This window comes from Sphaerisporangium sp. NBC_01403 (assembly GCF_045040145.1).
GTDB lineage: Bacteria > Actinomycetota > Actinomycetes > Streptosporangiales > Streptosporangiaceae > Sphaerisporangium > Sphaerisporangium viridialbum.
Genome location: NZ_CP109534.1, coordinates 2840567 through 2866052, shown reverse-complemented (window position 1 = coordinate 2866052; position 25486 = coordinate 2840567). Strand labels below are relative to the sequence as shown.

At 68.5% G+C, this 25486-nt stretch carries 21 protein-coding genes and 4 pseudogenes; 11 read left to right on the top strand and 14 right to left on the bottom strand.

Going from position 1 to position 25486, the window contains the following annotated elements:
• Nucleotides 1–132: 132 nt before the first annotated feature.
• Both OG589_RS12890 and OG589_RS12885 read right to left on the bottom strand, forming a co-directional pair.
• Nucleotides 133–696, bottom strand: coding sequence for a dihydrofolate reductase family protein (locus tag OG589_RS12890; RefSeq protein ID WP_405148921.1), 564 nt, complete (start codon nt 694–696; stop codon nt 133–135).
• A gap of 584 nt (nt 697–1280) precedes the next feature.
• Nucleotides 1281–1679, bottom strand: coding sequence for a Tn3 family transposase (locus tag OG589_RS12885; RefSeq protein WP_405152032.1), 399 nt, complete (start codon nt 1677–1679; stop codon nt 1281–1283).
• Between the two features lie 89 nt (nt 1680–1768).
• On the opposite strand from OG589_RS12885, the gene OG589_RS12880 reads away from it, so the two are divergent.
• Nucleotides 1769–2293, top strand: coding sequence for a hypothetical protein (locus OG589_RS12880; protein ID WP_355530067.1), 525 nt, complete (start codon nt 1769–1771; stop codon nt 2291–2293).
• A gap of 282 nt (nt 2294–2575) precedes the next feature.
• Nucleotides 2576–3145, top strand: coding sequence for a dihydrofolate reductase family protein (locus OG589_RS12875; RefSeq protein WP_030925166.1), 570 nt, complete (start codon nt 2576–2578; stop codon nt 3143–3145).
• 162 nt (nt 3146–3307) lie between these two features.
• On the opposite strand, the gene OG589_RS12870 is transcribed toward OG589_RS12875, so the two are convergent.
• The 5 genes and pseudogenes from OG589_RS12870 to OG589_RS12850 form a co-directional block, all read right to left on the bottom strand.
• Entirely contained in the window at nt 3308–5623 is a 2316-nt protein-coding gene (locus OG589_RS12870; RefSeq protein ID WP_405148919.1) for a tyrosine-type recombinase/integrase, read from the bottom strand.
• Nucleotides 5620–6444 carry a tyrosine-type recombinase/integrase gene (locus tag OG589_RS12865; RefSeq protein WP_405148918.1) on the bottom strand — a complete coding sequence of 275 codons (825 nt, stop codon included), beginning with the start codon at nt 6442–6444 and terminating at the stop codon, nt 5620–5622. The genes OG589_RS12870 and OG589_RS12865 overlap by 4 nt, the downstream gene beginning before the upstream one ends.
• A pseudogene (locus OG589_RS12860) lies at nt 6368–7501 on the bottom strand (Tn3 family transposase); the annotation flags it as partial. The gene OG589_RS12865 and the pseudogene OG589_RS12860, both read right to left, overlap by 77 nt.
• 58 nt (nt 7502–7559) lie before the next feature.
• Nucleotides 7560–8567 (bottom strand): recombinase family protein, encoded by a 1008-nt coding sequence (locus OG589_RS12855; protein ID WP_405148917.1) that lies wholly within the window; start codon nt 8565–8567, stop codon nt 7560–7562.
• A gap of 147 nt (nt 8568–8714) precedes the next feature.
• The gene (locus OG589_RS12850; protein WP_405148915.1) at nt 8715–9320 is read right to left on the bottom strand and encodes a TetR/AcrR family transcriptional regulator; all 606 of its coding nucleotides are present in this window, start codon (nt 9318–9320) and stop codon (nt 8715–8717) included.
• A gap of 184 nt (nt 9321–9504) precedes the next feature.
• On the opposite strand from OG589_RS12850, the gene OG589_RS12845 reads away from it, so the two are divergent.
• Nucleotides 9505–10224, top strand: coding sequence for an SDR family NAD(P)-dependent oxidoreductase (locus tag OG589_RS12845; protein ID WP_405148914.1), 720 nt, complete (start codon nt 9505–9507; stop codon nt 10222–10224).
• 64 nt (nt 10225–10288) lie between these two features.
• Here OG589_RS12845 and OG589_RS12840 read toward each other — a convergent pair whose 3' ends face one another.
• From OG589_RS12840 to OG589_RS12830, 3 genes and pseudogenes are all read right to left on the bottom strand, one after another.
• Nucleotides 10289–10798 carry a Tn3 family transposase gene (locus OG589_RS12840; protein ID WP_405148912.1) on the bottom strand — a complete coding sequence of 170 codons (510 nt, stop codon included), beginning with the start codon at nt 10796–10798 and terminating at the stop codon, nt 10289–10291.
• A 142-nt stretch (nt 10799–10940) separates the two neighbouring features.
• Nucleotides 10941–11552 (bottom strand): annotated as a pseudogene (locus OG589_RS12835) (Tn3 family transposase); the annotation flags it as partial.
• 625 nt (nt 11553–12177) lie between these two features.
• Nucleotides 12178–13197, bottom strand: coding sequence for a DUF4158 domain-containing protein (locus tag OG589_RS12830; RefSeq protein WP_405148911.1), 1020 nt, complete (start codon nt 13195–13197; stop codon nt 12178–12180).
• Between the two features lie 546 nt (nt 13198–13743).
• Here OG589_RS12830 and OG589_RS12825 point away from each other — a divergent pair.
• Nucleotides 13744–13854, top strand: a pseudogene (locus OG589_RS12825) (hypothetical protein); the annotation flags it as partial.
• A 168-nt stretch (nt 13855–14022) separates the two neighbouring features.
• Here OG589_RS12825 and OG589_RS12820 read toward each other — a convergent pair.
• Both OG589_RS12820 and OG589_RS12815 read right to left on the bottom strand, forming a co-directional pair.
• Nucleotides 14023–14769, bottom strand: coding sequence for a class I SAM-dependent methyltransferase (locus OG589_RS12820; protein WP_405148909.1), 747 nt, complete (start codon nt 14767–14769; stop codon nt 14023–14025).
• 205 nt (nt 14770–14974) lie between these two features.
• Entirely contained in the window at nt 14975–15973 is a 999-nt protein-coding gene (locus tag OG589_RS12815) for a helix-turn-helix transcriptional regulator (RefSeq protein ID WP_405148908.1), read from the bottom strand.
• A 61-nt stretch (nt 15974–16034) separates the two neighbouring features.
• On the opposite strand from OG589_RS12815, the pseudogene OG589_RS12810 reads away from it, so the two are divergent.
• The 6 genes and pseudogenes from OG589_RS12810 to OG589_RS12785 form a co-directional block, all read left to right on the top strand.
• Nucleotides 16035–16592: pseudogene (locus tag OG589_RS12810) on the top strand (DinB family protein); the annotation flags it as partial.
• 27 nt (nt 16593–16619) lie between these two features.
• Nucleotides 16620–17012, top strand: a complete 393-nt coding sequence (locus tag OG589_RS12805) for a RidA family protein (protein WP_405152031.1) — start codon at nt 16620–16622, stop codon at nt 17010–17012.
• A gap of 268 nt (nt 17013–17280) precedes the next feature.
• Nucleotides 17281–18357 carry a tyrosine-type recombinase/integrase gene (locus OG589_RS12800; protein WP_405148906.1) on the top strand — a complete coding sequence of 359 codons (1077 nt, stop codon included), beginning with the start codon at nt 17281–17283 and terminating at the stop codon, nt 18355–18357.
• Entirely contained in the window at nt 18354–18677 is a 324-nt protein-coding gene (locus tag OG589_RS12795) for a helix-turn-helix domain-containing protein (RefSeq protein ID WP_405148904.1), read from the top strand. The genes OG589_RS12800 and OG589_RS12795 overlap by 4 nt, the downstream gene beginning before the upstream one ends.
• A 254-nt stretch (nt 18678–18931) precedes the next feature.
• A complete protein-coding gene (locus tag OG589_RS12790; RefSeq protein ID WP_405148903.1) occupies nt 18932–19936 on the top strand; it encodes a hypothetical protein in 1005 nt (334 codons plus the stop codon).
• A gap of 30 nt (nt 19937–19966) precedes the next feature.
• On the top strand, nt 19967–20629 hold the full coding sequence (locus OG589_RS12785) for a class I SAM-dependent methyltransferase (protein ID WP_405148902.1): 663 nt from the start codon (nt 19967–19969) through the stop codon (nt 20627–20629).
• A gap of 277 nt (nt 20630–20906) precedes the next feature.
• Here OG589_RS12785 and OG589_RS12780 read toward each other — a convergent pair whose 3' ends face one another.
• Both OG589_RS12780 and OG589_RS12775 read right to left on the bottom strand, forming a co-directional pair.
• Nucleotides 20907–21791 (bottom strand): Clp protease N-terminal domain-containing protein, encoded by an 885-nt coding sequence (locus tag OG589_RS12780; protein WP_405148901.1) that lies wholly within the window; start codon nt 21789–21791, stop codon nt 20907–20909.
• Between the two features lie 115 nt (nt 21792–21906).
• On the bottom strand, nt 21907–22365 hold the full coding sequence (locus tag OG589_RS12775) for a DUF5990 family protein (protein WP_405148899.1): 459 nt from the start codon (nt 22363–22365) through the stop codon (nt 21907–21909).
• A 157-nt stretch (nt 22366–22522) separates the two neighbouring features.
• Between OG589_RS12775 and OG589_RS12770 the strand changes: the two genes are divergently transcribed.
• Nucleotides 22523–25402 carry a LuxR C-terminal-related transcriptional regulator gene (locus OG589_RS12770; RefSeq protein ID WP_405148897.1) on the top strand — a complete coding sequence of 960 codons (2880 nt, stop codon included), beginning with the start codon at nt 22523–22525 and terminating at the stop codon, nt 25400–25402.
• Nucleotides 25403–25486 lie beyond the last annotated feature (84 nt).

Here is a 25486-nt window from a genome sequence, read left to right as displayed (position 1 = left end):
CTCGGAACGCAAGGAAGGGCCCGGGGAAGGTTCCCTCATAGCCGAGGGTCACGGTGAGCACGCCAGGAAGGATTTCGACCTGGCCTCACGAGCCCAGGACCTGGCCCCACGAGCCGAGCATCTGGCCCGTGCTCATCGCCTCGTCTCGTATCGGGTCAGCACCACGCCGCCGGGAAACGTCCGCGTCTCCACCAGGTTCAGGTTCACCCAGCTGTCCAGGGCCGTAAAGAACGGCGTGCCGCCGCCCACCAGGACCGGGTGGGTGACCAGCACGTACTCGTCGATCAGCCCGGCCCGCATGGCCGCCCCGGCGAGCGTGGCGCCGCCGATGTCCATCGGGCCGCCGTCCTCGGCCTTGAACCGGGTGATCTCGGTGACCGCGTCGCCGGTGACCAGGCGGGTGTTCCAGTCGACCGTGCTGGTCGTCGAGGAGAACACCACCTTCGGCATGTCCCGCCAGCGGCGGGCGAACTCGATCTCCGCCGGGGTGGCGCCGGGCTGCTTGTCGGCGGTCGGCCAGTGGGAGCTCATCGGCTCCCACAGTTTGCGCCCGTACAGCGCCAGGCCCGTCGCCCCCACCCGGTCGGACCACCACTGGAACAGCTCGTCGCTCGGTACGCTCCAGCCGAGGTCGTCGCCGGGCGCGGCGATGTAGCCGTCCAGGCTCAGGTTCATGCCGAAGATCAGTTTCCGCATCGTGCCAGCCTCTCGTGAGTCGATCTCACACGTACAGACGGGCACGGCGCGGAAACCTAATCGGTGCGCGATCTGCGTCCGCAGGTAGTCCTCGCGTTCCGGACTCGGCACGGCGTACTCGGCTGGGCTCGAGCACTACCCACCGGATCTCGACTTCACCCTCGTACGGGCAGCGGCGCACCCATGGCCAGCTCTCCCCGACCGCTGCTGCCGTCTGCCCGGACGGGAAGGCCTTCCACGGCCACCTGCAACAGAGGCTGTCTACTTTCGCAGAGGCGTTGCGGTAGCGCTCGACGCGCTCGCTGCGCGAGCAGGAGTGTGAGCGATCTGGGTCCCCGAACGCCTGATCACACAGCTATAGCGCCAGCCAGGCCCTCTCACCGCGCTGGAGATCGCCAACCAGTTCCCGACGCTTGGGCATCTCGCTCGGCGACCAGCGGCCGCACGTGCCCGGCAAGATCCGCGAGTACCTACCTCTCCCAGCGCCGACGCAGCTAAGCGTTGTTTTTTCGGCGCCTCCTACTGAAGGGGCCCCTGAGGGGGCAATGCCCCCGACACCGAGTGCGCCCCGTGAGGGAAGCCCGTCAGAACAGCGTGTCGCGGACGCGCAGCGGCCGATAGCCGGTGGGACCGAGCTGGGCGAGTTCACCTTCGATGTCGACCTCGATTGCGCCGAAGAAGTTGATGTTCTCGCTGTGCGCCGGGGAGATGTGGGCCAGGACCTCGTCGTCGATGCGGCGTCCCGCCCTGCGCATCGACTCGACCGCGAGGCCGTAGTACTCGGTGGTCCAGGCGACCACGGCGTTGGTGGCCAGCGTCAGGCACCACGCCTGCTCGGTCTGAGCTTCGAGGTGCCGCGCTCGGATGGCGCCCTCGTGGGCGTAGAGCAGGTCTCGCTTGAGCGCGTGCAGCGACTCGCCCTTGTTCAGCTGCCGGGAGATCTTGCGCCGGTAGGCCGGGTCGGCGAGGTATCGGGCGGTTATGTGGAATCTAATTTGTCAAGCGTGGCACTACGGCTCGGCGGTGGATATCGACTGTCCAGTTTCGCGATGAAACTGGACAATCGCCTGTCGTGATGGGTATCTCCGGCTTCGAGCCGACCTTTCTTGTCGGACTTGAAGCCATCCGCGATGAACGCGGACCGGGCCTGGCCGCGCTTGGTGGTCGGCGTCTGACTGGCTTCGCGATCGTACGTTTCATCGAGGACGGGGACTGGTATGCCGAATGCCCCGTCGTCTTGGACTTCGACGGCGTCCAGGTAGAGATCAGCCACTCGAAGTTCGATGAGCTGTCGATCAGCTGGAACACCATCGACACGACGGCTGCGATCACCGGCTGGGACTGGTTCGAGCTGACTCCGGCGTGGTCCAGCGCCGATGAACGGCTTAAGCCGTTCATCGGCCAGGAACTGTGCGAGGTGGCTCTACTCGAGTGGCGGCCATCACGTCGCGACGTGGCGGCCGGCACCCTCGCTGTCGAATTTGTCTTCGACACGGGCCGCTTCCACATCGCCAATGCTCTTGATGAGAACAGCATCGACCTCGGCGACGCCCATCCAGAGTTCGTGCGGCATCCACTCGGCTGTGGCGCAGCCTGACCAGTGCCGCGTCAGGCAACGTTTGCGACGTTCGTCGTTGGCCCTGAGCCGACGGTAGGTGACGTGGCACCGTGCATCGAAGTCGAGCGTTATGGGCGCCGTCCCGTTGCGAACCTGAACGCCCCGAGCGCCCGAATCGGTCGCGCGCTCGGTCTGCGGTCTGGTTCGCATCACGACGGTGTTGAGCAGGTGGGATCGGGCGCCGATGAGAAATGGCGCCGACAGCCGTCTAAGTAGACGTCCGGTGAAAACGCGCTGCGCGCATCAAGAGAGAGCAACGAGATGAGACCACTTCGATACTCGATCAACGTCACGCTCGACGGCTGCTGCCATCACGAGGCAGGGCTCCCCCCGGACGAGGAGTCGATGCGTTACTGGACCGCTGAGATGGAGCGAGCCGATGCCCTGCTATTCGGCCGGGTGACCTACGAGATGATGGAGTCGGCGTGGCGGAAGCCGGCCACGGACACGTGGCCTGACTGGATGGATGAGTGGCAGATCCCGTTCGCCGAGACCATCGACCGGGCGAAGAAGTACGTCGTGTCGAGCACGCTGAGCGCGGTCGATTGGAATGCCGAGCTGGTGCGAGGCGACTTCGGGCAAGCGGTTCAGCGGCTCAAGCAGGAGTCAGGCGAGGGCCTGTGGGTGGGTGGCGTGACGCTCCCCCTGGCGTTGGCAGATCTGGGACTGATCGACGAGTACGAGTTCCTTGTGCAGCCGGTCCTTGCCGGACACGGGCCGACGTTGCTCGCCGGTCTGCGCGAGCGCATCCAGCTCGAGCCCGTGGACCGCCGTGAGTTCCGGTCGGGGGCGGTCGCCCTGCGATACCGGCCCACGCGAGTTACGGCTTGACGTGATTTATCCTGGCACGTTGGCCGCTCCCTCGCGACGGAACGACGGCCCGGGGTCGCGTTGGCCGCGCTGGCCGTGCCCCCGAACGCGCGGACATATCGACGGGGGGACATCGCCCTGAGGTGCCGGTAGCGGACAGGGCAAACGTTGCCTGACGTGGCACTAGGTCGGCCTCCGGTTGATCTCGATGACCGGCAGCAGGGTCGCCTGGGCCGGTGTGCTGATTTCCCGGGGTGTGGGCCCCGCGGGGGTAGGGACATCGGCAAGTTGGCCGAGCAGCCGGTCTAGGGCCGCCTGGCCGTCGTCGACCGCGGCGCGTTCGTCGTCGGTGAGCGGGATGTTGGCGAGCATGTGCTGCAGGTTGTCCTTGGCTTCCAGCAGCAGCGCTTTGGACGAGGCCTTCGGGGTGTAGAAGTCGCAGCGGGCGCAGGCCATGCGGTGCGGGCACTGTTCGAAGAACGTGTATGTGCAGTAGCCGTGGCCCATGTCGTAGTACTGCCAGGGCTCGCCGGCCGCCGCCGCACCGCTGGTGACGGCGTCGCGGTCGACGAGGACTTCGATGGTGCGGACGTTGCGGGCGAAGTACCCGGCGTCCTTGTATGCCTGCGCGAGCTTGTTCGGGGTGATCTTGGCGTAGTGCTGGGTGGTCTCGGGCGAACGGTGGCCGAGCCATTCCTGCAGCTCGAACAGCGTCATAGGTTCCTTGGCGTTGTAGAGCTGGGTCGCGATGGTCGCCCGAGCCCGGTGGCTGGTGATGTTGCCGCGGACGTCAGCGGTCGGGACGCCGGCCTTGCGGCAGAGCGTCGGGATGATCGTCTCGTTGATGTATGCCTTGGCGACCCGTCGTGCCCGAGTCGCGAACAGCAGGTCGACCGGCTCGCCAGTCTTGTGGTCGAGCATCTTCGGCTGGTCGGGCCGGACGGCCTGCCATGCCTCGATGGCCTGTCCGAGGAGCGGGTCGACCGGCTTGGTGAACGCGGTGCCGGTCTTGTGGGTGGGAATGTCGAGCAGACATACGGCGTCCTCAGCGAGGACATCGCGGGAGTCGCCGGGGATCGATGTCCCGTCGTGTTGCCAGCGGATGCAGCCGATGCGAAGCCGGACGATCTCGTCGCTGCGCTGGCCGCTGAACAGCCAGGTCAGCGTGATGGCGCGGATGAGTTCTATCGGGTAACAGGGACCGCTGGCGTTGGCCGGGAGGTCGTCGGCTTCGATGTTGAGACCGGCCCAGAGGAGCTTGGCCCAGATGTCGTCGGCGATCACCCGGGGGTTCGGGCCGATGAGTGCCTGGATGGTGCGCGGGGTCGCCAGCGCCCGGGCGGGATCGAAGCGGCGTGGGAACCACTCCCATTCCTGACAGTCGCGGAAGAAGGTCCTGGTGGCGGCGAGGTAGCCGGCCTTCGTCCGAGGGGAGATCGGATCGCCTTTCCTCTTGTCCAGACCCGCGTGGCGTTGGACGTGTTCGCCAACGGTCAGCCGGTCGATAGTCGCGACCCAGGCAGCGCAGGTCTGGCGGGTCCACTCGCTGGGCTCGGTGATCTCCGGGTGCTCGGCGGCCAGCCAGCGGCCGGCCTTGGCTATCACGCTTCGGAAGATCGCCTGGACCTTCGGCGTCAGCGTCGAGGTCGAATGCCATCGGTCGACCCAGGTCGCCCATGACTCCGCGGTGCCCTCGATGGCGGGCAGGCCGGCGTGGATCGACGACGGCGGGTCGCAGAACCCGAGGCCGGCGGCGGCGCGTTGGATGCCGTGGATCTCGGCGACCTGCCAGCGACGCCGCATCCTCGGACGGAGCTGGATGAACGCTTCGGTGGTCAGGTCCGCCAGCAGTGGGCTGCCGTTGAGGAGCAGCAGTTGACTGAGCACGGTGGTCATCCGCTCGCGTTCGGAATCGCCGATGCGGTAGCCCCAACCGCCGAGGATCTCCGACACCTGCTGATAGGCGTGGTCGACGAGTTCGATGCCGAAGATGCGCCGGGCGAGGTTCACCCGTCCGAACGGCCCCATCCGGTCGAAGTCGGTGAACCCGCCGAGCAGGTAGGCCAGGGCGACGAGGTGAGGGCGTGCGGTTGGGTCGATGGTGTCCGGCCACGGGCGCTGGAACTCGGCGATGCTGACGCCGATCAGCCGGAGCCAGCCCTGCGCTGACCAGGCCCAGAACGAGGTCTTCTCCTCGGCACAGCGCAGCAGCACCAGGCCGGTCGCGTCAGCGACCGCCCGCCGGTGCAGCTCCGTGTCCGCGTGGTGCAGGGCCGCTGCCGCGTCGTCGAGCGGCCGGGTCAACCGTCCGAGCATGTTCCATTCGGCCAGGTCATCGATTCGGCTGGTGCGGTGGCGCAACCTCGTGTCGAGGCGCCGCATAACAGCCAGCTCAAGATGGCTGAGAGTAGTCCGGCGGTCGTAGCAGGTCACGTCCACCGGCCAGACCCACGAGCCTGCCGATCCGAGCTCGGCGGGCCGCCGCGACGCGGCGGTCACCGCCCCGCTCCAACCGGGGTGCCGTCGGCGGCGAGCTGGGCGAGCATGCCGATTCGCCAAGCGTGGATATGCTCCATCCCGCGGGCGAGCTTGTCGGCCAGGTCCCGGCCGGACAGGTGGATGTAGCGCATCGTCGACTCGGTCGACCTGTGCCCGGCGAACGTAGAGATGGCATGCAGTTCCCAGCCCATCCGGGCCAGATCAGTCAGGCAGAGATGGCGGGTGGTGTGCGTGGCGAACCGCGGAACTCCGGCGGCCAGGGCGATCCGGCGGACCACCTTCGACCAGGTCCACAAGCTCAACGGCTCACCGAAGTTGCGGCGCGACTCCGACAAGAACAACGGCCCCCTCGCCCGGCTGATCGCCGCCCGACGCACCAAGTAGCCCGACAGCAGTACTCCGGTCGCAGCCGAGTACGGGACGATCCGCTCGAGCCTGTTCTTCGTGGTCTCCGCTCGTACCCGCAGTGTCCGGTGCCCCGGATCCAGATCGTCGGTGCGCAGCAAGCACAGCTCCTCGCGGCGCAGCGCCGCGTCGTAGGCCAGCGCGAGCATCACCCGGTTACGGGCCGGCTCAAGCGCCGCGACCGCCAACACATCCAGCCACTGCCGCTCGTCCGGGATCCACGGCAACTTCGTCAACCGCGGAATCAGACCCCGATCGTGTCCACCGAAGTCACGGCCGGGCGTGTAGCGGCCCCGCCCGACCGGGTTGGAGTCCCGCAACCCGTCTTCCATCAGGAAGTCATAGAACAAGCGGACCGGCACCAGCCGCTGCTGCAACGTCGCGTTCGCCAGCCCCACCCCGGAGTCGATCGACACGACGTTGACGCCGCGCTTGCTCGGCCGACTCGTCAACTCCCGGACGTAGACGGCGACGTGCGCCCGGTTCGCCGACACCGGGTCGACGCCCTCCCGCTCGCACGCCTCCAGGTACTCGGCCAGCCCCCGGGCGTACGCATCGATCGTCCGAGGCGCCCGGCCCAGGTCCGCCCACACCTGCAACCAGCCGACGGCCAGCTCGTGCCGCAGCAGTACTGGCCACTTGCCTTCCAACACCTTCGAGATGCTCAACAGATCCCCTCAGCTCGTGGCGACGCCCCAGAGCAAGGATCATCCCTGAGGCGAGATTCCACGTAACTAATACGTAGATGGTGCGCCGCAGCGCGCCGTACTCCTTCAGCGCCGCCGCCAGCGCGTTCTGCCGGCTGGATGCGGAGAGTTTGCCGACCAGCAGGGATGCGGTGGCGTGGCCGAACTTTAGCGACCCGGCCAGCCTGAGCAGGTCGTCGTAGTGCTCGGCGATCAGGTGAGTGTTGAGCTTGCGGGTCAGCAGCGGCCCGGTGCGCGGGAAGTCGGCCTCGACCTGCGCACGCGATCCGGCCCGGTAGAGCGTGATCTTGCCCAGATCCCGGATCCGCGGAGAGAGCTGCAAGCCGAGCAGGTCGAACAAGCCGAAGTTGACCAGCGTGACCCCGTGGGTGTCCGTCGCGTGCTCGGTGACGGGAATGTCGGTCGCGTTCCCGAGAATCTCGTCGAGGACGTAGTGGGCCTCGCGCTTGGTCGCGACGATGACTTTCGTGCCGTAGGTGGTGTGCTGGTCGGTCACGTGTGTGTACGTCGAGAGCCCCTCGGACGCGAAGTACCGGCTCAAAGCCCTTGCGGTGACTGACTTTCCGCGCGTGGGGAACCGCTGTCCGTCTGATGAGGACAGGGTGCCGGTGCCGAAGATCGGGGTGAGTGGCAGGCGCTGGTGGTAGTCGATGATGGCCAGGTTCGCCGCGCGCAGCGTTTCCTCCCGTACGTACCACTCCGACGTCCAAGCGAGCACGTCGTAGGAGATCCCGCACGCGTCGGCCATCCGCGTCAGCCCGAGATTGGTGGAGTGGGCCCGGTTCTCCCGAAGCTACGGCGAAGTGACAAGTAGCTCTCTGTAATCAGAGGGACGCTCGGTCAGGTAGAGCGAGGCGGGGCCCGGGGAGTTCGCTGGCCAGGAGGGCAGCGAAGTCGGCGTGCGCGGCCTCGACGGCTTCGGGGTACGCCTCACGCTTGGCGTGCTCGGAGAGCGCCCGGTAGATGCTGGCCACCGATGGGCTTTGTCCCTTGCGCTTGCCGGTGGGGATGATCAGGTCGGGCTGGATCTGCTCGACGGACTCGCCGAGGGCCCGGCGGCGGAGCACGGTGTGGAGCATGTCGTCGGTGATGACCGGCGGCCGGCCGCCGTGTTTGCCCTTGCGGGCCGCGGTGTCGAGCCCTTCGAGCGTGGACTCCCGGATGTTCTCCCGCTCGGTCTCCGCCATCGCTGCGAAGAACGCGAACAGCAGCTTCCCCGGCCCGGTGGGGTCGTAGATGCCGGGCAGGGGCCCGGCGAGCATCTCCAGGACCAGGCCGTGGGCGGTGAGGTGGTCCGCCAGTGCGGTGAGTTCGGCGGCGTCGCGGCCGAGGCGCTTCATCTCGTACACGGTGAAGATGACCCGGCAGTGCGGGGCGTGGGCCTTGACCTCCCGCGCGGTCCGCAGCGCCTCCTCGAACTTGGGCCGCACGCGGATGCGGGTGCTGATCTTCTCGCTGAAGATCTTGTCGCGGGGGATGCCGTGCCCCGCGAGCGCGTCGAGCTGGGAGTCGAGTTCCTGCCCGAGGGTCGAGCAGCGGGCGTAGCCGATGCGGATGTCCGCGCTCGGCAGGTCCGGGTCGATCGGCGCTGGCGGCGGGGTGCCAGGACGCCACGGCCGGCCTGGGCCGCGGTCGGCCGGGGTCGGCACCCGCAGCGCCTTCTTCAGGCGGGGCACCATGGTGAAGCGGCGGGTGTGGTAGGCGGAGGTGACCGCGCCGGCGCGCGAACGGCAGGGCGAGCCGGGCTGGGCATCACACTTCGGACAGGTGTGTTGTTCAACGTCGTCGGCGTCCGACCGTTCGGCCGGGCAGGGCTGCTGAGGGTCCGTCATGGGGCCGGATTTTCGCACAATGCAAGTCTCAGAAGGGCCCCGTCCTGCTTCTGATTGAGAACGGGTTCTGAGAACCGATCGGGGGCCGGTAGGGGTCCGGCAGCCCGTTGTTGATCTTGCTCGCGCAAAGGACCGTGTGTGAGAACGCTAGCTGCGTACCGCAGCCAGGCCTTGGTCGTACAGGTCAAGGATGTCGCCCTGCCCGTTGCTCTCGAGCCACGTCGCAGTGGCGGCATCGAAGCACGCGAACGCTGTCGCCACGATGGCGCGGGCTTGCCCCCTGTCCGTCCCCGAGGGCGCCAGTCTGGCTTCGAGCAGTGGCAGTAGCTCCTCCTGGCAGCGCACGCGCTTCCCAAGATAGGCGGCGCGCAGCGAGTTGGTGTGGTGCACCAAGCGGAAGCGCTCCAGCGCCTGCTCGGGACTTTCATGGAGGGAGAGCGCGGCCTTGAACGCGGCACGCAACGCCTCCCAGGCGCCGGCATCGGCGGGCTGCTTGCGGACGGTTTCCGTCAGGAGGGTGGCGAACTGCTCCTCGGTGCCGCCGATGAGGTCTTCCTTGGTGCCGAAGTACCGGAAGAGGGTGCGCTGGGAGACGCCGGCCTCGCGGGCGATCTGCGCGATGGTCGTCTCGTCGTACCCCTGCTGTGTGAACAGGCGCAATGCGGTCTGGAGGATCTCCTGGGCGGCCAGCTGCCGCGTGCGATCCCACAGTGTGGACGTAGTCGCCCCTTTGCCTTGTGTTCCCTGCGTCATGCCATCAGCTTAGCGCGGCCTGCCAGCCTGACACCTGCAGGAGGTTTGGCAGTCGCTGCCAATCGGGCGTACGCTGTCATGGAAGCGAGACCGGGCGCCTGCACGGCGCTTTGCCTCTCAGTTCCTCTCTGCCCGTGGCGACAGGGCTGGAGGCGCCCCCGCGCAATCAGCAAGGAGAACAACCGTGGCAACAAAGACAGCACTCATCACCGGCGGAACCAGCGGGATCGGCAAGGCCACCGCAGAACTGCTCCACTCGCGCGGCTACCGCGTCATGGTCACCGGCCTCGGCGACCTCGACAACGCCGTCCTTCCCGCAGACGTCACCGCCGTCGAGGCCAACATCGGCTCCCTGACCGACATCGACCAGGCCCTGGACCAGGCGCGCGAGCACCTGGGCTCCCTCGACCTGCTCTACCTCAACGCGGGCCTCCCCCGTCCCGGCCTCTCGATCGAGTCCACCGACGAGGCCACCTTCGACGCCCTGTTCAACATCAACGTCAAGGGCAACTTCTTCACCCTCCAAAAGGCGCTCCCCCTGCTGAACGAAGGCGCGTCCGTGGTGTTCACCGTCGGCGCCGCAGAGGGACTCGGCGCCGCCATGACCGCCGCCAAGGGAGCCCTGCTGCCCCTCGTGCGCTCCCTGGCCATCGAACTCGCCCCCCGCCGCATCCGGGTCAACGCGGTAAGCCCCGGCGTGGTCAACACCCCCGCGTACAGCAAGATGGGCATCTCCCCCGACACGATCGCCTCCTGGGGCGAAGGCGTTCCCCTCGGTCGTGTCGGAGCCCCCGCGGACATCGCCGAAGCCGTCGCCTTCCTCGCATCCGACGCAGCCAGCTACATAACGGGCGACAACCTGCTCGTCTCCGGCGGCATCGGCGTCCACGCCCGCGCCATGTAGGTGATGGGGCCGCAAGCCGATCAGCGCCCTCGTAAGCTTCTGACGCTCCGCCGGGTCTTCAGACCTAGCCTTCCGTGGCGCCCACCGGCTGGGCAGTGGGCGCCACGGTTGCGCTACGGGGGCCGGGAACCGTGACCGCCGCGGCGACGGCCAGTTCGAGGTGGGAGTTCATGTCCAGCTCGAACCGGCCGTAGGGGTTCACGTGGGTCCAGAACAGCGGTGACAGGGCCCGCCGGTCGGCGTCCGTGAGCCGCTTCTGCCACTTCTCCTCGCTCAGGATGTCCTGGAGGAGCAGGGTGTTGACGTGTACCAACGCCGACTGGAGCAGGTGCAGCGCCAGCATCGAGACTTCCTGGCTCTCCTTGTCGGAGCCGGTCAGGTCGCCGTCCTTGCCGTAGAACAGGTCGTGGTTGGCAGAGTTCCAGTTCTCCACGACCTGGAGCCCGTCGTTGATCTCGCGCCGCAGGACCTGCTCGGCCTCGGCGGTGCCCAGGCGCAGGGCGGTGGTGTACTTCACGATCTGGTCGTACTGCTGGCGGATCAGGTCCCAGTCGATCGTCTTGGTCGACAGCACCGGCGCCAGGCGGGGCCAGGTGTCGTCCTCCCCGGCGGCCGGCCTTTACAGCCGCGCCGAGCCGACGTTCTTCAGCCTGGATGAAGCCGAGCATGTGGGCGAAGGCGAACCCGACGATGGAGGCGCCGTGCGTGTCGGTGTACTGCCGGTCGATCTCCACGTCCGTGCAGTGCCGCAGCACGCCCTCGATCATCGCGGCGACCTCGGAGGCCGAGCAGGACTTGAGCTGGCTGTAGACGCACAGCGATTTCTTCTCGACGTGCCAGTAGATCATCACTCCGGGGCCGCGGTACCGCTGGTGCCACTCGGTCATGAAGTTCGAGGACCAGGAGCCGAACTTCTTGGAGTCGCTTGCGCAGGCGGTGCCCTCGCCCCACCACGCCGCATCGCGCGCAGCGAAGGTGGCGTTGACCAGCCGCACCAGCGCTGAGCGCAGGTTGGCCCGGTTGACGAACAGGTGCCGTACCCGGCGCAGGACGGCCTCGCTCTCGCCGTGCTTGCCGGTGACCGCGACCCGCTTGATGCCCATGTTCGTCCCCAGCGCGAACAGCACCAGCAGCAGTCGGCGCCGCAGCACCGCCTTCGGTACGGCCTCCCTGCTTGCGACAACTCGCCGGTGAAGCCGGTGGCGAACTCGGCCTCCTTGAGGATGTCGATCAAGTCGATGGTGCCCCAGCGGCGTTCGATCTCCGCCTTCAGGGCGACGAGGTTCTCCGGCTCCTCCTGCTTGCCCAGCGGCGAGACCTTGATCCATGGCTCGCCGTGCTTCTTGACGATGTCCACCCCGCCCGTGGTGCCCAGTTCCAGCGCGGTGTTGAAGCGGGTCAGCGTCTCCCGCAGCCGCTTTTGAAGCGCCTCGATGAACTTCTCCGGATCCTGCGGCCGGCGGATCGCGTCGTAGTGCACATCGCGGTTGTCCTCGAAGTCCGGCGGCAGATCGTCCTCCGGGTTGCGCCACCGGTTCGCGCCCGGCACCCAGATCTCCCGCCGCCGCAGCGCGTCCCGTAGCGAGACAAGCACGCACAGCTCGTACGGGATGCGCTCGACCCGGCCGCGCTCGTCGACGACCGCCTTGCGCCACTCCTCGCGCACCACCCCGCCCAACGGGATCTTCTCCGCCTCGTCGAAGAACGCGCCCTCCTTGGCGATGGGCTGGTCCAGATACCTCTTGAGCAGGTCGATCGCGTCCATCACCGGCCGGTAGGCGGTGTTGTTGCACTCCAGCTCCAACGCGTTCAGCAGCGGCGAGAGCATCCGCCGCCAGTGGTTGGAGTACGACGAACGCAGCACCGTGCGCACCCGGGCCCGATAACGCGCCTCGTTCGCCGCGGCCTCCGCCGCCAGTGCCTTCAGCGTGGACTCCCCGGCCACCGGATAGATCACCTTGCGGACCGTGCCGCCCGGTTCCGCGACCGCTGCCTCGCCAGCCGCAGCAGGATGCCCTCCTTGCCCCGGACCCGCTTGAGCTCCTTGCTGAACTCGCCCTCGACCTTCTTCTCCGCCCGCGTGTTGATCTTCTGCACGAGCTGGATGAACAGCTCCACCAGCGAGTCGGTGATCTCCGTCTCCCGCACATGGCACAGCGTCGACAGCAGCGTGTACCGCACCGGCCCAGCCGCCGCCCGCAGGTCCGAGGGGTACTCCTTCGCCGCCCGTGCCCGCCAGGCCGCCACCAGCTTCTCCGACACGTCCGCGAACAGCTCCGACGGCAGCTGAAGCCCGCGGACCCGCTGGAGCTTGTTCACCTCCGCCAGCAGGCTGTCCAGCCCCAGCGCCCCGGGGTCCGCCTTCAGCTCGGTGAAGAACGTGCCCCCGCCGCCCGCGCTCTCCGCATCCGTGCCGGCGTCCTCGGCGATCAGGTCGTCCAGCCGCGACCGGGTCGCCGCCGACAGCCGGCCCACGGTGGCCGCGCAGAACCGTTCCTCGAAGGTGCTGACCGCCTTGCCCACCAGCCGGGCGATCTGTCCTGGGGCCGGCGGCTCCAGCCGGTCCTTGCGGCAGCGGGCCACCACCGCCTCCGCCAGCCGGTCCCGGTTCAGCTCCACCCCGCACAGCTCGACCGCCAGCCACTCGGCGAGCTGGGCCTGGTCCTCCTCGGTGCACTCACGGAAGCCGAACGCGCCCCGGATCTCCATCCGGTGCCGCTTGATCGCCCGCCCCGACCAGTCGTAAGCGGCCCACTCCTCCGCGGGCACCCTCACTTGCTGGGCGACGTACGACACCGCCGGCACCGGGATCTCCCCAGCGTCCTCCGGGAACCGGGCCTCCACCTCGAAGAACTTCAGCAACAGCGCGAACCCCAACCGGTTCGCCCCCGATTTGTTCCGCAGCCGCTCCTGGTCCTCCTCCAGCAGCGTCCAGACCTCGATCAGGTCCTCCGGCTCCCACTCCTGCCGCACCTCGCACTCCCTCCGGTCATCACGACCGGACCAACCTCGCCGAGCACAACCCCCGATGACCCCAGAAGATCAAAAACGCTGACAAGCACACCCCATATCCGCTAAGAGAGCTACTTGTCACTTCGCCGTAGCTTCGGGAGAACCGGGCCGAGTGGGCCAGCAGCACCGCGATCAAGTTCCGCTTCAGCTCGGGGCTGCGGGCCTGCTTGCCGCCGGCGTGGGTAAAGCAATCCAGGTAGCCGGTGCGTGTCCAGCTCGATCAGCAGCGACACGATCGGCGCGAACGGCAGCATCTCGGTCAGCTCCGCCTTCAACGCAGTCGCCTCGGCCGGGACGTCCTCGGCGGTCAGCGGCGAGATCACCAGATCACCGCCGTCGTCCAGACGCACCGAGCCATCCCCAGCAGCGAGGACTCCCTCCAGCTCGCCGAGCGCCTCACCCAGCTCGTCGGCGGCCGCAGCCAGCGCGCGGTCGGGGTCGGGGTCCCCGTAGTACTCGCCGAGTCGTTGCAACACTGCCTGCCGGCGCTGGGGCGTGGTGCGGTCGATGGGCAGGGTCGGCTGCGCGCTGGACAACGCCGCAGCCGAGTCGTTCAACTCCACCCTCAAGGTGGAGTTCGTGCACCGGCACTACTTCGCCACCAGGGCCGACGCCCGCGTGGAGATCGCCACCTGGATCGCCGATCTCTACAACACCCGCCGCAGGCACCGCCGCCGACGGGCTATCCCCGATCGACTACGAACAACGAATCATGACCGCCAGAGCAAGGCCTCAGAAGGCCATCGCCGCATAGAGACGTCTCCACGATTTCAGGGGATTGCCAGTTCAGGCGATCAGCAGGCGAAGGCCAAGCTCTGCCGCGTCGAGATCGACGAGGTCTCGGTTGCGTTCGGCCCACCGACCGGATGCGAGGTCATCGCGGAGGCTGTGCACTGCGCGCTGCTCGGCGTCCGGCCCGACTCTGGCCCAGACCGATATCCCGCGACGGACATTCTCCTCCAGGTATGCCTCGGGCCGACGCCAGTAGGCCTCGAAGAAGCCGTCAGCGCAGTCCCACGGGATGAGCACCGGTTCCATCCGGGCTCCGATCGCGCGGGCCTGCTCGGTCACCGAAGGCCGGCCGACAAGGAGGTCCGCGACCTCGGGCAGATAGTCGCGAGTGAGCCAGAACCGATGACGCCATCCGGTGTCACTGGTGTCGTGCGTGAACACCACCACGCGGCGAGCGACCCGCCGCATCTCACGCAGGCCGGCAATCGGGTCCTGCCAGTGATGAACGGAGGAAACAGCCATCGCGGCGTCGAAGGACTGGTCATCGAACGGCAGGTTCTCGGCAGATCCAACCAGGCACGGCGCCGCGTCCGGAAGGCGCTGCGAACGCATGAGCGCCGACGGTTCCACCGCGAGGACGTGGCGGTCGGGGGGCTCGTAGGACCCGGTGCCCGCCCCGACGTTCAGTATGGTCCGGGCATCGCCGAGCGCAGCCCAGATCCGCGCAGCGATGCGCGGTTCAGTGCGCCGTGTCACGGTGTAGGTGGCTCCGATGGTGTCGTACAACTGCGCGCTGGACATTGACACTGCCTTTCTGGCTGTCACCCATCGTCCCCGCACAGTGCCTGTGGCCTGGGTAACGTGTCACTACGCGGGATGTCGCTTGATCGCTATTTCACCATATTGATCGGCATGTGAGGAGCTGTCATTGAGTGGCGCTCATGTCTCGCGGTGGACGATGTCACGGGGCGAATCCGCGTAGGCCGTCAGGTCGAAGCGTCGCGGCTCATGACTCCTCCATGTCCGGCACCGGTGAGATCGTTGCACCGGCCATCAGCAGTCTCTCCGCCAGCGCGCGACAGCGCCTCCCGAGCTCCGGAGGGTCGAGTACCTCGAAGTCGTGCCCCAGCAGGAGCACGTGCATGAGCACGAAGTCGAGGCTGCCGGCGCCACTGAGCACCTCGCAGAGCTCGCTCCCTCGCCGTCGTACGACGGCCGCCGACGCCGGAATCTGCGCGCGCACCGTGTCGGCCGACGCGTGCACGAGGAAGCGCGCCTGGTGCGGGTAGACCCGGCTCGCCACGCCCTCCTGCACGTACGTCGCCGCGTCGGGCACCGCGCGCGGGCGGAAGCGCCAGGTCCGTGCAGACACATCGGTCATCCGGTCGACGCGGAAGCTGCGCCAGTCGTCGCGATCGAGGTCGTAGGCGAGAAGGTACCAGCGCCGGTCGGAGGCGACCAGGCGGTAGGGCTCGACCCGCCGCTGTCGCACCTCGCTCCCGGTCGGGTAGTCGAAGCCGGCCTCGACCTCGTCGCGGCAGGCTCTGGCCAGCGTCATGAGCACCTCGGGGTCGACCGGCGTGCGGCCTCCGCCGAAGGACTCCACCGAGCCGGAGAGCGCGCGCACCTCGTGCCGCAGCCGGGTGGGCAGCACCCGGTCGAGCTTGGTCAGCGCCCGGAGGGCGGCGTCGCCGGCGCCGGCGACCGCGCCACCCGCGCCGGCGAGCAGCGAGACCACTGTGGCGATCGCCTCCTCGTCGTCGAGAAGCAGCGGCGGCAGGTCCTGCCCCGGGCCGAGCTGGTAGCCGCCGCCGACACCCTGGCTGGCATGCACCGGATAGCCGAGCGCGCGCAGCCGCTCGACATCACGCCGCACCGTGCGCGGCGTGACCCCGAGCCGGTCGGCGAGCTCGGGGCCGGTCCAGATCTGGCGCTGCTGCAGCAGCCCGAGCAGGGTGAGCACCCGCTCCGTCGTACCCCGCTCGTCACCCCTTGCCACGTCCATGTCGCCCACCCTGCCAGAATGGCGGACCGATCCTGTCCGCTAGAGGTGTCAGGGTGGCTCCATGGATGCAGACGAACTCGACTGGAACCGGACGCTGCGCGAGCAGTGGGAGTTCCACTGGAACCATCAGCTCCGAGCCCGGCTCGACGGCCTCACCGACGACGAGTACTTCTGGTCGCCGGTGCCGGACGCCTGGAGCGTGCGGCCGCGCGGCAGCTCGACGGCGCCCGTGCGGCTCGGTGCCGGGGACTTCACGATGGACTACGCCTTCCCCGCGCCGGTCCCCGCGGCCTTCACCACGATCGCCTGGCGACTCGGTCACGTCATCGTCGGCGTGCTCGCCGCGCGCAACGCGGCGCACTTCGGCGCGCCGGCGGCGTCGTACGAGACCTGGGAGTACGCCGGCAGTGCGGCCACCGCGCTCGACCAGCTCGAGGCCCAGCTCGACCTCTGGCTGGCCGGGGTGCGCGGCCTCGGCGAGGCCGGGCTCCGGGTCCCGGTCGGCGCGAAGGAACCCTTCCCCGAGGCGCCCATGGCCGATCTGGTGCTGCACATCCACCGCGAGCTGATCCACCACCTGTCCGAGGTCTGCCTGCTGCGCGACCTCTACCTGCACACGAAACCCGGCACCTCTAGGGGAAGACTCATGACCGCAAGGACGACACACCTCGACCCTGAAGAACTCCACAGCAACCCTGCCTTCACGCAGGGCGTGATCGCACCCGCTGCCCGGACGCTCTATGTCGGTGGCCAGCTCGGCACCGATAGCACCGGAAACCTGCTCGACGGTATTGAGGCGCAGACCACTCAGGCAATGCGAAACGTGCTGACTGTGCTTGCTGCCGCGGGTACCGGTCCCGAGCATGTCGTCAAACTCAACATCTACCTCGTCAATGGGGTCAACGCACAGGTGGGATACGCGGCGTCGCGATCAGTGTGGGGCAATCACCGCACAGCCATCACGGTCGTTTCCACCGCAGGACACGCTCGCCCAGGCGCGCTCGTGGAGATCGACGCAGTAGCGGCCATCCCCGAATAGGACGAACCCACGGATCGAGGCTGCAAAGGCGCAACTCGCCGCGTGGCCGATGACAGCGCCCTAGCACGACCTCGCCGATCTTGGGTAAGCAACAGTTCTCGAGTTGAGGGCGCTGAATCCTCCTCACCGTGCACGCTCACTGCCTGCGAACTGCGTCTTCTCCCGTTTGCCGGATCGATCAGCGCACTCTGAAGTAGCTTCACTCTCCGTGAATAATCTGTCACCGAAGTGATGAGACGGCGGCGCTGGTGAAGTCGGGAGGCGCGGGTTGGCGCTGGGAGTCGTACGAGATCTACGCGAGCACCGAGCCCCTGGCAGCGAAGAAGATCTTGCCGCCTTTGAGACCGACGTCCTGGCGGGTTTCGTGCTGGCTCGGGCGTCGGCCGGGCTGACCGACAGCACCATCCGCAATGACGCCAATCATCTGGAGCTGATCCGGGATTGGTTCGGCCGGCCGCTGTGGGAGATGCAGCCCGAAGACGGCGACGTCTACTTCGGCAAGGTGTTGCGAGAGGCCAAGCCCTCCACTCGCACCGGGCGAGCGGCCGCTCTGACGGTGTTCTTCCGGTTTCTGGAGCTCCGGCACAAGGTTGAGCTGCACAACCTAACCGGCCGGGTCGTCGAGTGCCCTCTCGATGAGGTCAACCGGCCGCGGTTGTCCGTGGATCCGCAGTTGCGCGTCCCGCCGACTGTCGAGGAGATCGAGCAGCTGTTCGCCGGGTGGCGCGAAGAGCTGCTGAGCTGCCGCAAGTTCGCCCCGGCGGCCCGCAATTACGCCGTGGCCCGGCTGGTCGCCGATATCGGGTTACGGATCAACGAGGCCCGGATGCTGGACCTGGAGGACGTGCGCTGGGAGCTGGGCCGGTTCGGCAAGCTGAACGTCCGCCATGGGAAGGGATCTCGCCGCAAGGGGCCCAAGCCGCGGCTGGTGCCCCTGATCAACGGCGCCGATCGCAGCCTGCGCTGGTTCATCGAGGACGTCCTCGGGCTGTTCGAGCTCGACCTATCCAGCCATCGCACGCCGTTGTTCCCCTCGGAGCGGAAGAACGCCGAGGGCACCTGCACCCGTGCCACGGCGGACGTATTTCGCCGCGCCTTGATCGACGCCGTCGACCGGTATCTGCCGACGTGGTCGGGACGGCTAACGCCGCACGTGCTGCGGCACTTTTGCGCCTCCCAGCTCTACCTGGCCGGGATGAACCTGTTCGCGATCCAGGAACTGCTCGGCCATGCCTGGACCGGCACCACGGCCAGGTACATCCACGTGCATGCCACCCATGTCGAAGACGCCTGGGTCACCGGACAGCGCCGCGTCGCCGACCGATGGAAAGGACTCACCCGATGAAATGGAACCTGCGCCTGGCGGCCGCGAACCGTGGGATCTGGAAGGCCAGCGAGTTCCAGCGGATGCTCGCCGAACGTGGCCTGGTCATCAGTGCCGGGAAGATGTCGGGACTGTGGTCGGGAAGCCCCAACGTGGTCAAGCTCGACGAGCTCGACGTCATCTGCACCGTGCTGGGCTGCGGCGTCGACGAACTGCTGATCCCACAACCCGAGGCTGTCGCCGAACCACGGCACCACAACGATGACCAGACCACGGCGGTTGGCCAGGATCGGCCGGTCACCCCGCGCACCGGGGCCGGGCGGTCGCTTCCCCCACGATGAACTGCGCACACTGCGACACCCCGTTGCCGGAGAAGCGACGCCGGAATCAGGTCTACTGCAGCAACTCCTGCTCAGCGTTAGCCTCCTACTACCGGCGCAAGAACGGCCAGCCGGTCCCGCCACGCTGGCAGCACCCGGCGTTGACGGCAGATGATCCGGTGCTGCGTGCAGCGGCGCGTCACGCCCAGGAACTTGGCCAAATCGGCGGCTGGAACCCTTCGACCACCAGATGCGTCCTCGACGGGCTGGTCACGATGTTAACTGGCCTCCCCGCAGGTGAGTGCGTCCTGCTCAGCGAGGTCCGGACCCGGCCGCACCGCTGGGTGTCGCGGCCTCGGCTCATCGAAGTGCTCACCGATCTGGACCTGCTCCAAGATGACTCCGCTCCGGCGATCAGATCCTGGATTGACCGCGGCACAAGCCAGCTCGCACCCGGCTTCATCACCCCCGTCCGTCAGTGGCTGCTGGTCCTGCTCGACGGGGACACCAGGGCACGGCCCCGGTCCGCATCCAGCATCTATGTCTACTTCGGTTGCATCCGGCCATTCCTCGACGACTGGGCGGCGAGCTACGACCACCTGCGGGAGGTCACCCGCTCCGACATCAGCGCAGCGCTTGGACCGCTCAGCGGCTCACGACGCGCCACCGCGACCAGCGCGGTGCGATCGCTGTTCGGATTCGCCAAGAAGCACGGCCTGATCTTCTTCAACCCGACTACCGGGTTGAAGGCCCGCCCAGCAGACTTCGCCCTGCTCCCGATGGCCGATGAGGAGATTCGGGCCATCGAGCAACAGGCCGACGACCTCGCCGGAAGAGTCATCATCGTCCTGGCCGCGGAGAACGCCGCTCGCACTGGAGCCATCCGGCACCTGACGCTCGACGACGTAGACCTCGCCAACCGGCGAATCACTCTCGCCGGCCGCCGCCAGCGACTCGGCGACCTCAGCCATCGAGCACTACGCCGCTGGCTCCGCCACCGCCGCGCAACCTGGCCGCACACCAACAACCCACACGTCCTCATCAACGACAAGACCGCCCACGGCACCACCCCGATCAGCCAACAATTCGTGACGCTGCGGATGAACCACACCGGATGCAGCGTCGACCGGATACGCAAGGACCGCATCCTCCGCGAAGCGCTCACCGGAGGACCGGACCCGCTCCACCTGTCGCTGGTCTTCGGGATCTCCCACAGCACCGCCGCCAGATACTCCGCCGTCGCCGAGCACCTGCTTGCCGACGAACTTGAGCAGGCATGAGCGTGAGTGATGATCGCTAAGGTGATCGCCATGGCGCTGCTGTCTCACCTCGATCATTTCAACCGGCGGCACCCGTGGAGCCACAACGACCACTACGGCCGCTGGGTCGCCGACCGGGTGGCCGCATCCGGGGCCCGCCACGTCCTCGATGTCGGGTGCGGCACGGGCAACCTCGCCGCTCTGCTCCGCCGCCGCGCCGCCACCGTCACCGGGCTCGAACCCGACCCCGCGACCGCCCGCGCCGCGGCCGAGCGCTTCGCCGACGACCCTGCGGTCACCATCGTCCAAGCCGACTTCGCCGGGCGCGACCCGCAGCGGCGCTGGGACGCCGTCACCCTCGTCGCTGTCCTGCACCACCTCCCGCTGGTGCCCACCCTGCGCGAACTGCGCGGCTGTCTCACCCCGGGCGGGCGCCTCGTGGTCGTCGGCTGCTACCGGGAGGCCGGGCCCGCCGACCTGCTCGCCGCCTTGCCTGCCATGGCCGCTAACCCGATCATGGGGCTGGTCAAGCACCCGGCCCGTGCCGAAGCGCTGCCCTTGCACATGACGGCGCCTACCACCGATCCCCAGGAGACCCTGGCCGACATCCGAGCCGCGGCCGCACGGGAACTGCCCGGCGCCCGGATCCGGCGTCGCCTGTTCTGGCGATACACCCTGGTCTATGACGCCCCCAATGGACGCGGCGGGGCCTGACGCCCCGCCCGCGAGGCCCCCGAAGGCCACTAACCAGCCGGAACACGCCTCCAGCCCCCCTTTCCGCTGAATTCTGGCCATACCCTGCTTGACTGCGAAGCCCCGACGCTGGTCGAACTCCCCACGTTTTCGGATTTCACGAACCGAACTGGCGTGGGTTCCCGATGGAAGTCCTTCAGTCCGGCTGAACTCACGGCGGTCGTGCCGGTAAGAAACGTGTCATGAGCCGCGAGGTCGGTGAACGGTGGCTCATCCCCTTGCTCCGGTAGCGGTGATGTCAACCGGTGCGGACGCCGCGAGGTTCGGCGCGGAGGATTTCGATGGCGGTGTGGGCGCAGCTGCCGCAGATCCACACGCCGGGCCCGGCGACCAGCGGGCCGAGGTCTTTGCAGCCGCAGAACGAGCACGCGCGCTCGGTGCTCTTGGCCTTGCCAATGCGGCGGTGCCTGCGTTGGACGGGCGGGATCCACTCCTGCAGTTGCTTTTTGATCCTCTCGACGTCGACGCCGAGGTCGGCCAGGACGCGGCGGGCGGACGACCCGGGGTCGGCGGCCAGGCAGAACAGCAGGTGTTCGGAGCGGACCTGGGTCTGGCCGCGGCGGGCGGCCAGGCGGCGAGCCTGGGTGAGGGCCTCGTCGGCTTCGCCGTCCCCGACGACGCGGCGTTCCTCGCCATCGCCGCCTGCGATCACTACGGGTTCGAAGAGGCGGGCGTTGGCCTGGCGGACCTTCTCGCGGGTGACACCGAGCTGGTCGAGGATGTTGGCGGCAACGCCGACGTGGAGCAGCCCCAGGAGCAGGTGCTGGGTGCCGGGGACGCTGTCATCGGCGTCCGCGGCGGTGTGGGCGACCCGCAGGCAGGCCGACAGGCGCGGCACCATGACCATGTGTTCGGCCGCATCGCCGATGAGGTCGCTGACCTCCAGGCGGTGCGCGAACTTCTGCCGGGCGGCCTGCTTGGACACTCCAAGCCGCTCTCCGATCAGCGTCCACGATACGTTCGCCGCCCGCGCGGCACCGACGAAGTGTTCGATCACCTCGTCGGCCGCGGTGCTGGTCTCCCGGGCGACGACGATCGCGGTCTCCATCAGCACGAGCGGGTCGTTGCCGGCGGCGCGCTCCTGCACGGCCGCGACCAGCTCCCGTACGCCCACCTCAGCCATGCGACAAGCGTAGATTGTCGAAGTGGTATCGACAACCCTTGGTTGTCGATTCGGCCTATGGGAGGGGCTGGAGGAGCGGGCCGAAGATGGCCAGCGCGTAACGTCCGCCAGTGGATCAGCCCGTGGAGGCGGACCACTCCACCAGCGGCGGGCGCACCGCGGCGCACAACGGGTGACCGCGCGAATCCGTCAGCCCCAGCCGGGCCACCAGCATCCCGTCTTTCACCGCAGCGTCCAGCACGGCCGCGGGGATGCCGTCGAACCACAGCTTCGCCCGCCGGAACATCGCAAACATCCCGGCGTCATCGACTGTGCCCCATGACAGGTATACGAACCGGCCGCCCGGCCTGCCTTGCACAAACGGGCCCCGAAGATCCCATCCGGTCTCCCCGCGGGTCGCGGTCACCTCCAGCTCCCAGGCCGCCGAGGGAGCATCTCCCGGATGCGGGTTGAGCAACTCGTCACGGCGGTCGCGCCGCTGCACACCCACGTGGATGTTGCCGTAGCCGGGGAAACCGGGCGTCTGCCCGCATTCCCACCCTGGCAGGTCGGACGCCTCGATACGGATCAGCACGCCAGCATCATCCCCCGGACTCACGGCGGGGCGACTCCGCAGGGCATGGCGAATGCGGCTTCTGTTGGCCGATGAACGAATCCCAAGCGGACGGCAAGCAATCGCCAATCCATCTCTCGCATCGTTGGGAGCGTCCACCGCGGAAAGGCGAAGCGCAATGACCAAGGTCGCGTACCCTCGGCATCCGGTCGCTCTGGCAGGCCGCGGGTCGATGGGCGGAACGACGAGCCAAAGGACCCGCGATGCCACGGGCGAGACGGCCGCGGACCCGCACCCGCTGACGGGGCGCTGGCCGTTCGTCGGCCGCCACGCCGAGCTGACGCGGTTCTCCCAGGTGCTCGCGGACCGATGGAGTCAGGGCTTCGTGGTGTGCGGCCCACCTGGTGCCGGGAGATCACGGCTGGTGGAGGAGTGCCTGATCTCGGCGGTGGACGAGGGATACCACGCCGTGCGCGCGGCGGCGAGCGCGGCGGCGTCGACGGTTCCGTACGGAGCGATAGCCCACCTGCTCCCGCCCGACGTGGATCCCGCCAACCCCGTGGCGGGATTCGTCTCGGTGTCCAAGGCGCTCGCCGGAACGGCGCGGAACAGGCTCGTGGTGCTGGTGGACGACCTGCATCTGCTGGACGCGGCCTCCGTGGTACTGACGAGGCAGCTCATGGACGTGGGCCTGATCTTCCTCATCGGGACGATCCGTACGGACGGGTCCGTCACCGAGGCCATGGAAGTGATGCGGCGGGAGGACTCGATACACCGGGTCGACCTGGCCGAATTCGACCAGGACACGGTCGAGGAGTTGCTCCGTACCGTGTTCGGCGGACCCGTCGGGCGGCGCACACTGCACGAGCTGTTCAGCATGTCCGGCGGGAACGTGCTCTATCTGCGCGAACTGGTGCTCGGAGCCCTCCAGACCGGGGCGCTGGCGAGCGATGGAACGTTATGGGAGCTGGCCAAGGGCGCACGGCCGCTCACGCCACGACTGACCGAGCTGATCAACGCCCGGCTGGCGTCCGCGGGCGGCACGGGGCGCCCTCTGCTGGAGCTCCTCTCGCTATGCGAACCGCTGGGAGCCCTCGACGTCGCCGCCCGCCCGCAGACCCTGATCGATCTGGAACAGGCCGGGCTGATCCGCGCGTCCGGTGATGGGCGGCGCGTCAGCCTGACTCTGGCCCACCCGCTGTACGGGAAGGTTCTGCGAGCACAGACGCCCCTGATCCGGCGCCGGGCCATGCTGCTACGCCAGGCCGAGCGGATCGAGGCCCATGGTGCCCGCCGCGGCGACGACGCGCTGCGCGTCGCCTCATGGCGGCTCGCGGCCACCGGCACCGCCGACCCTGCCCTGCTCGTCCGGGCCGCGGCCACGGCTCACCGCGCCCATGACCCTGCCGGCGTCCTCGCCCTGCTGAGCAAGGTGCCCGCCGAACACCACACGACCGGATCCCGGCTCCTGTACGGCGAAGCGCTCATGGAGACGGGCCGGTGCCACGAAGCCGAGGCAGTGCTGGCCGGCGTGTACGAGCAGGCGTCCACCGACCGGGAACGGCGGGTAGCGACCAGGATGCGGACCCACAACCTGTTCTGGATGGGCGCGCGGACGAAGGAGGCCCTTGAACTCAACGACGAGGCACTCGCCCGCGCCCCCCATGGAGCCGATCGCGAACTCCTGCTCATCGACAGGGCAACCATGATCACGATGTCCGGCAGGCCCGCCGAGGGGGTGGAGCTGCTGGACCCGCTTCCACGGGAGGCACTCAGGACCCAGGACGTGAACGGGTGGCTGATGGGTACGTCGTCGAAGGCGACAGGGCTGGCGCTGCTCGGCCGTACCCGTGAGGCGTGGTCCCTGGCCGAGGCGGCCGAGCGGGCCCACCGGGCACATCGGCAGGACGAGCAAGCCCTGCTTCCCCCGGCGTTCACCTACGTGCTCCCGCTCACCCACGCGGCGGCGGAGAACGGCCGGCTGGCCCTGGCCCGTGAGATCGGAGCGCGCGGCACCGACGACCTGCTCACCGGGCGCGGCGGAGGTTACGGGGCGACGTGGAACGCCTTGAGCCGGGCACGGGTGGAGTGGCTGGCCGGAAGGGTGGCCACGGCGCGTCACTGGTATGCGGAGGCGGCGGCGCCGGCCCGAGCCCACCACCATCTCCGGCCCCTGCGTCTCATCCTCTCCGGGCTGTGCGCGACCAGCGCCGTGCTCGGTGACGTCGAGGTGGCCGAGGCGGCCCTGGACGAACTTCACACCTACCCGGGTCAGCAGCTCTTCGCCGGCGAAGAGCTGCTCGGGGAGGCCTGGCTGCTGGCGGTTCGGGGGCAGCTGGCCGAGGCGCGGAAGACCCTCGTTCGCGCCGCCGCGACGGCGCGGGACACCGGCCAGCTGACCTGCGAGGCGCTGCTACTCACCGACGTGGCCCGCCTCGGAGGGGCCAGGCAGGTGGCCGGTCGTCTCGCGACACTGGCCGGGATGTGCGACGGCCGCCTCAGGACGGTCCGGGCGCGAATGGCGGCCGCCCTGGCCGCGAACGACCCGGAGAGGCTTGTCGAGGTCGCCGACATGCTCCAGGACATCGGCGCGGACCTCCTGGCCGCCGAGGCCGCCACCACCGCCGCCCAGGCCTGGCGACAGAACGGCGCCCTCCGCCAGGCCGCCGCGGCGGTCGCACGCGCCGTGGAGCTGAGGACGCGCTGCGAAGGCGCGGACACGCCCCTTCTGGCCACCGGCCACGAGGCCGTTCCCCTGACCGCGCGCGAGCGCGACATCGCACTGCTGGCCGCCGGCGGCACGGCCAGCAAGGACATCGCCCGGACCCTGGTCCTGTCGGTGCGCACCGTCGACAACCATCTGCAGAAGATCTACACCAAGCTCGGGGTCACCACCCGGCGTGATCTCGCCCATGCCCTTCGGGGAAGGCAGGCTCAGCGGATCCCCACGCCCGCCCCTCCCCCTCGGCTCCCCCCTCTGCCAGGGAGACATCGCACGACCTGTCCGAACCCGGAGAGCCCGCAACGACTCCCACAGGGCCGGAATCGACAAGGGTGATCGTGTTCCGCTCCAACATCGTGTACGTGCGCACCCGGTCCCGGCTCGCCTGTCTCCAGGCGAGGCGGGCCTGACCCGGCAGTA

Coding starts and splice junctions, on each gene's coding strand:
- OG589_RS12805 (WP_405152031.1), top strand. CDS start 16,620: ATGACCGCAAGGACGACACACCTCGACCCTGAAGAACTCCACAGCAAC.
- OG589_RS12770 (WP_405148897.1), top strand. CDS start 22,523: ATGACCAAGGTCGCGTACCCTCGGCATCCGGTCGCTCTGGCAGGCCGC.
- OG589_RS12795 (WP_405148904.1), top strand. CDS start 18,354: ATGAAATGGAACCTGCGCCTGGCGGCCGCGAACCGTGGGATCTGGAAG.
- OG589_RS12855 (WP_405148917.1), bottom strand. CDS start 8,567: ATGACGGACCCTCAGCAGCCCTGCCCGGCCGAACGGTCGGACGCCGAC.
- OG589_RS12890 (WP_405148921.1), bottom strand. CDS start 696: ATGCGGAAACTGATCTTCGGCATGAACCTGAGCCTGGACGGCTACATC.
- OG589_RS12815 (WP_405148908.1), bottom strand. CDS start 15,973: ATGGACGTGGCAAGGGGTGACGAGCGGGGTACGACGGAGCGGGTGCTC.
- OG589_RS12820 (WP_405148909.1), bottom strand. CDS start 14,769: ATGTCCAGCGCGCAGTTGTACGACACCATCGGAGCCACCTACACCGTG.
- OG589_RS12850 (WP_405148915.1), bottom strand. CDS start 9,320: ATGACGCAGGGAACACAAGGCAAAGGGGCGACTACGTCCACACTGTGG.
- OG589_RS12875 (WP_030925166.1), top strand. CDS start 2,576: ATGAGACCACTTCGATACTCGATCAACGTCACGCTCGACGGCTGCTGC.
- OG589_RS12780 (WP_405148901.1), bottom strand. CDS start 21,791: ATGGCTGAGGTGGGCGTACGGGAGCTGGTCGCGGCCGTGCAGGAGCGC.
- OG589_RS12790 (WP_405148903.1), top strand. CDS start 18,932: ATGTTAACTGGCCTCCCCGCAGGTGAGTGCGTCCTGCTCAGCGAGGTC.
- OG589_RS12785 (WP_405148902.1), top strand. CDS start 19,967: ATGGCGCTGCTGTCTCACCTCGATCATTTCAACCGGCGGCACCCGTGG.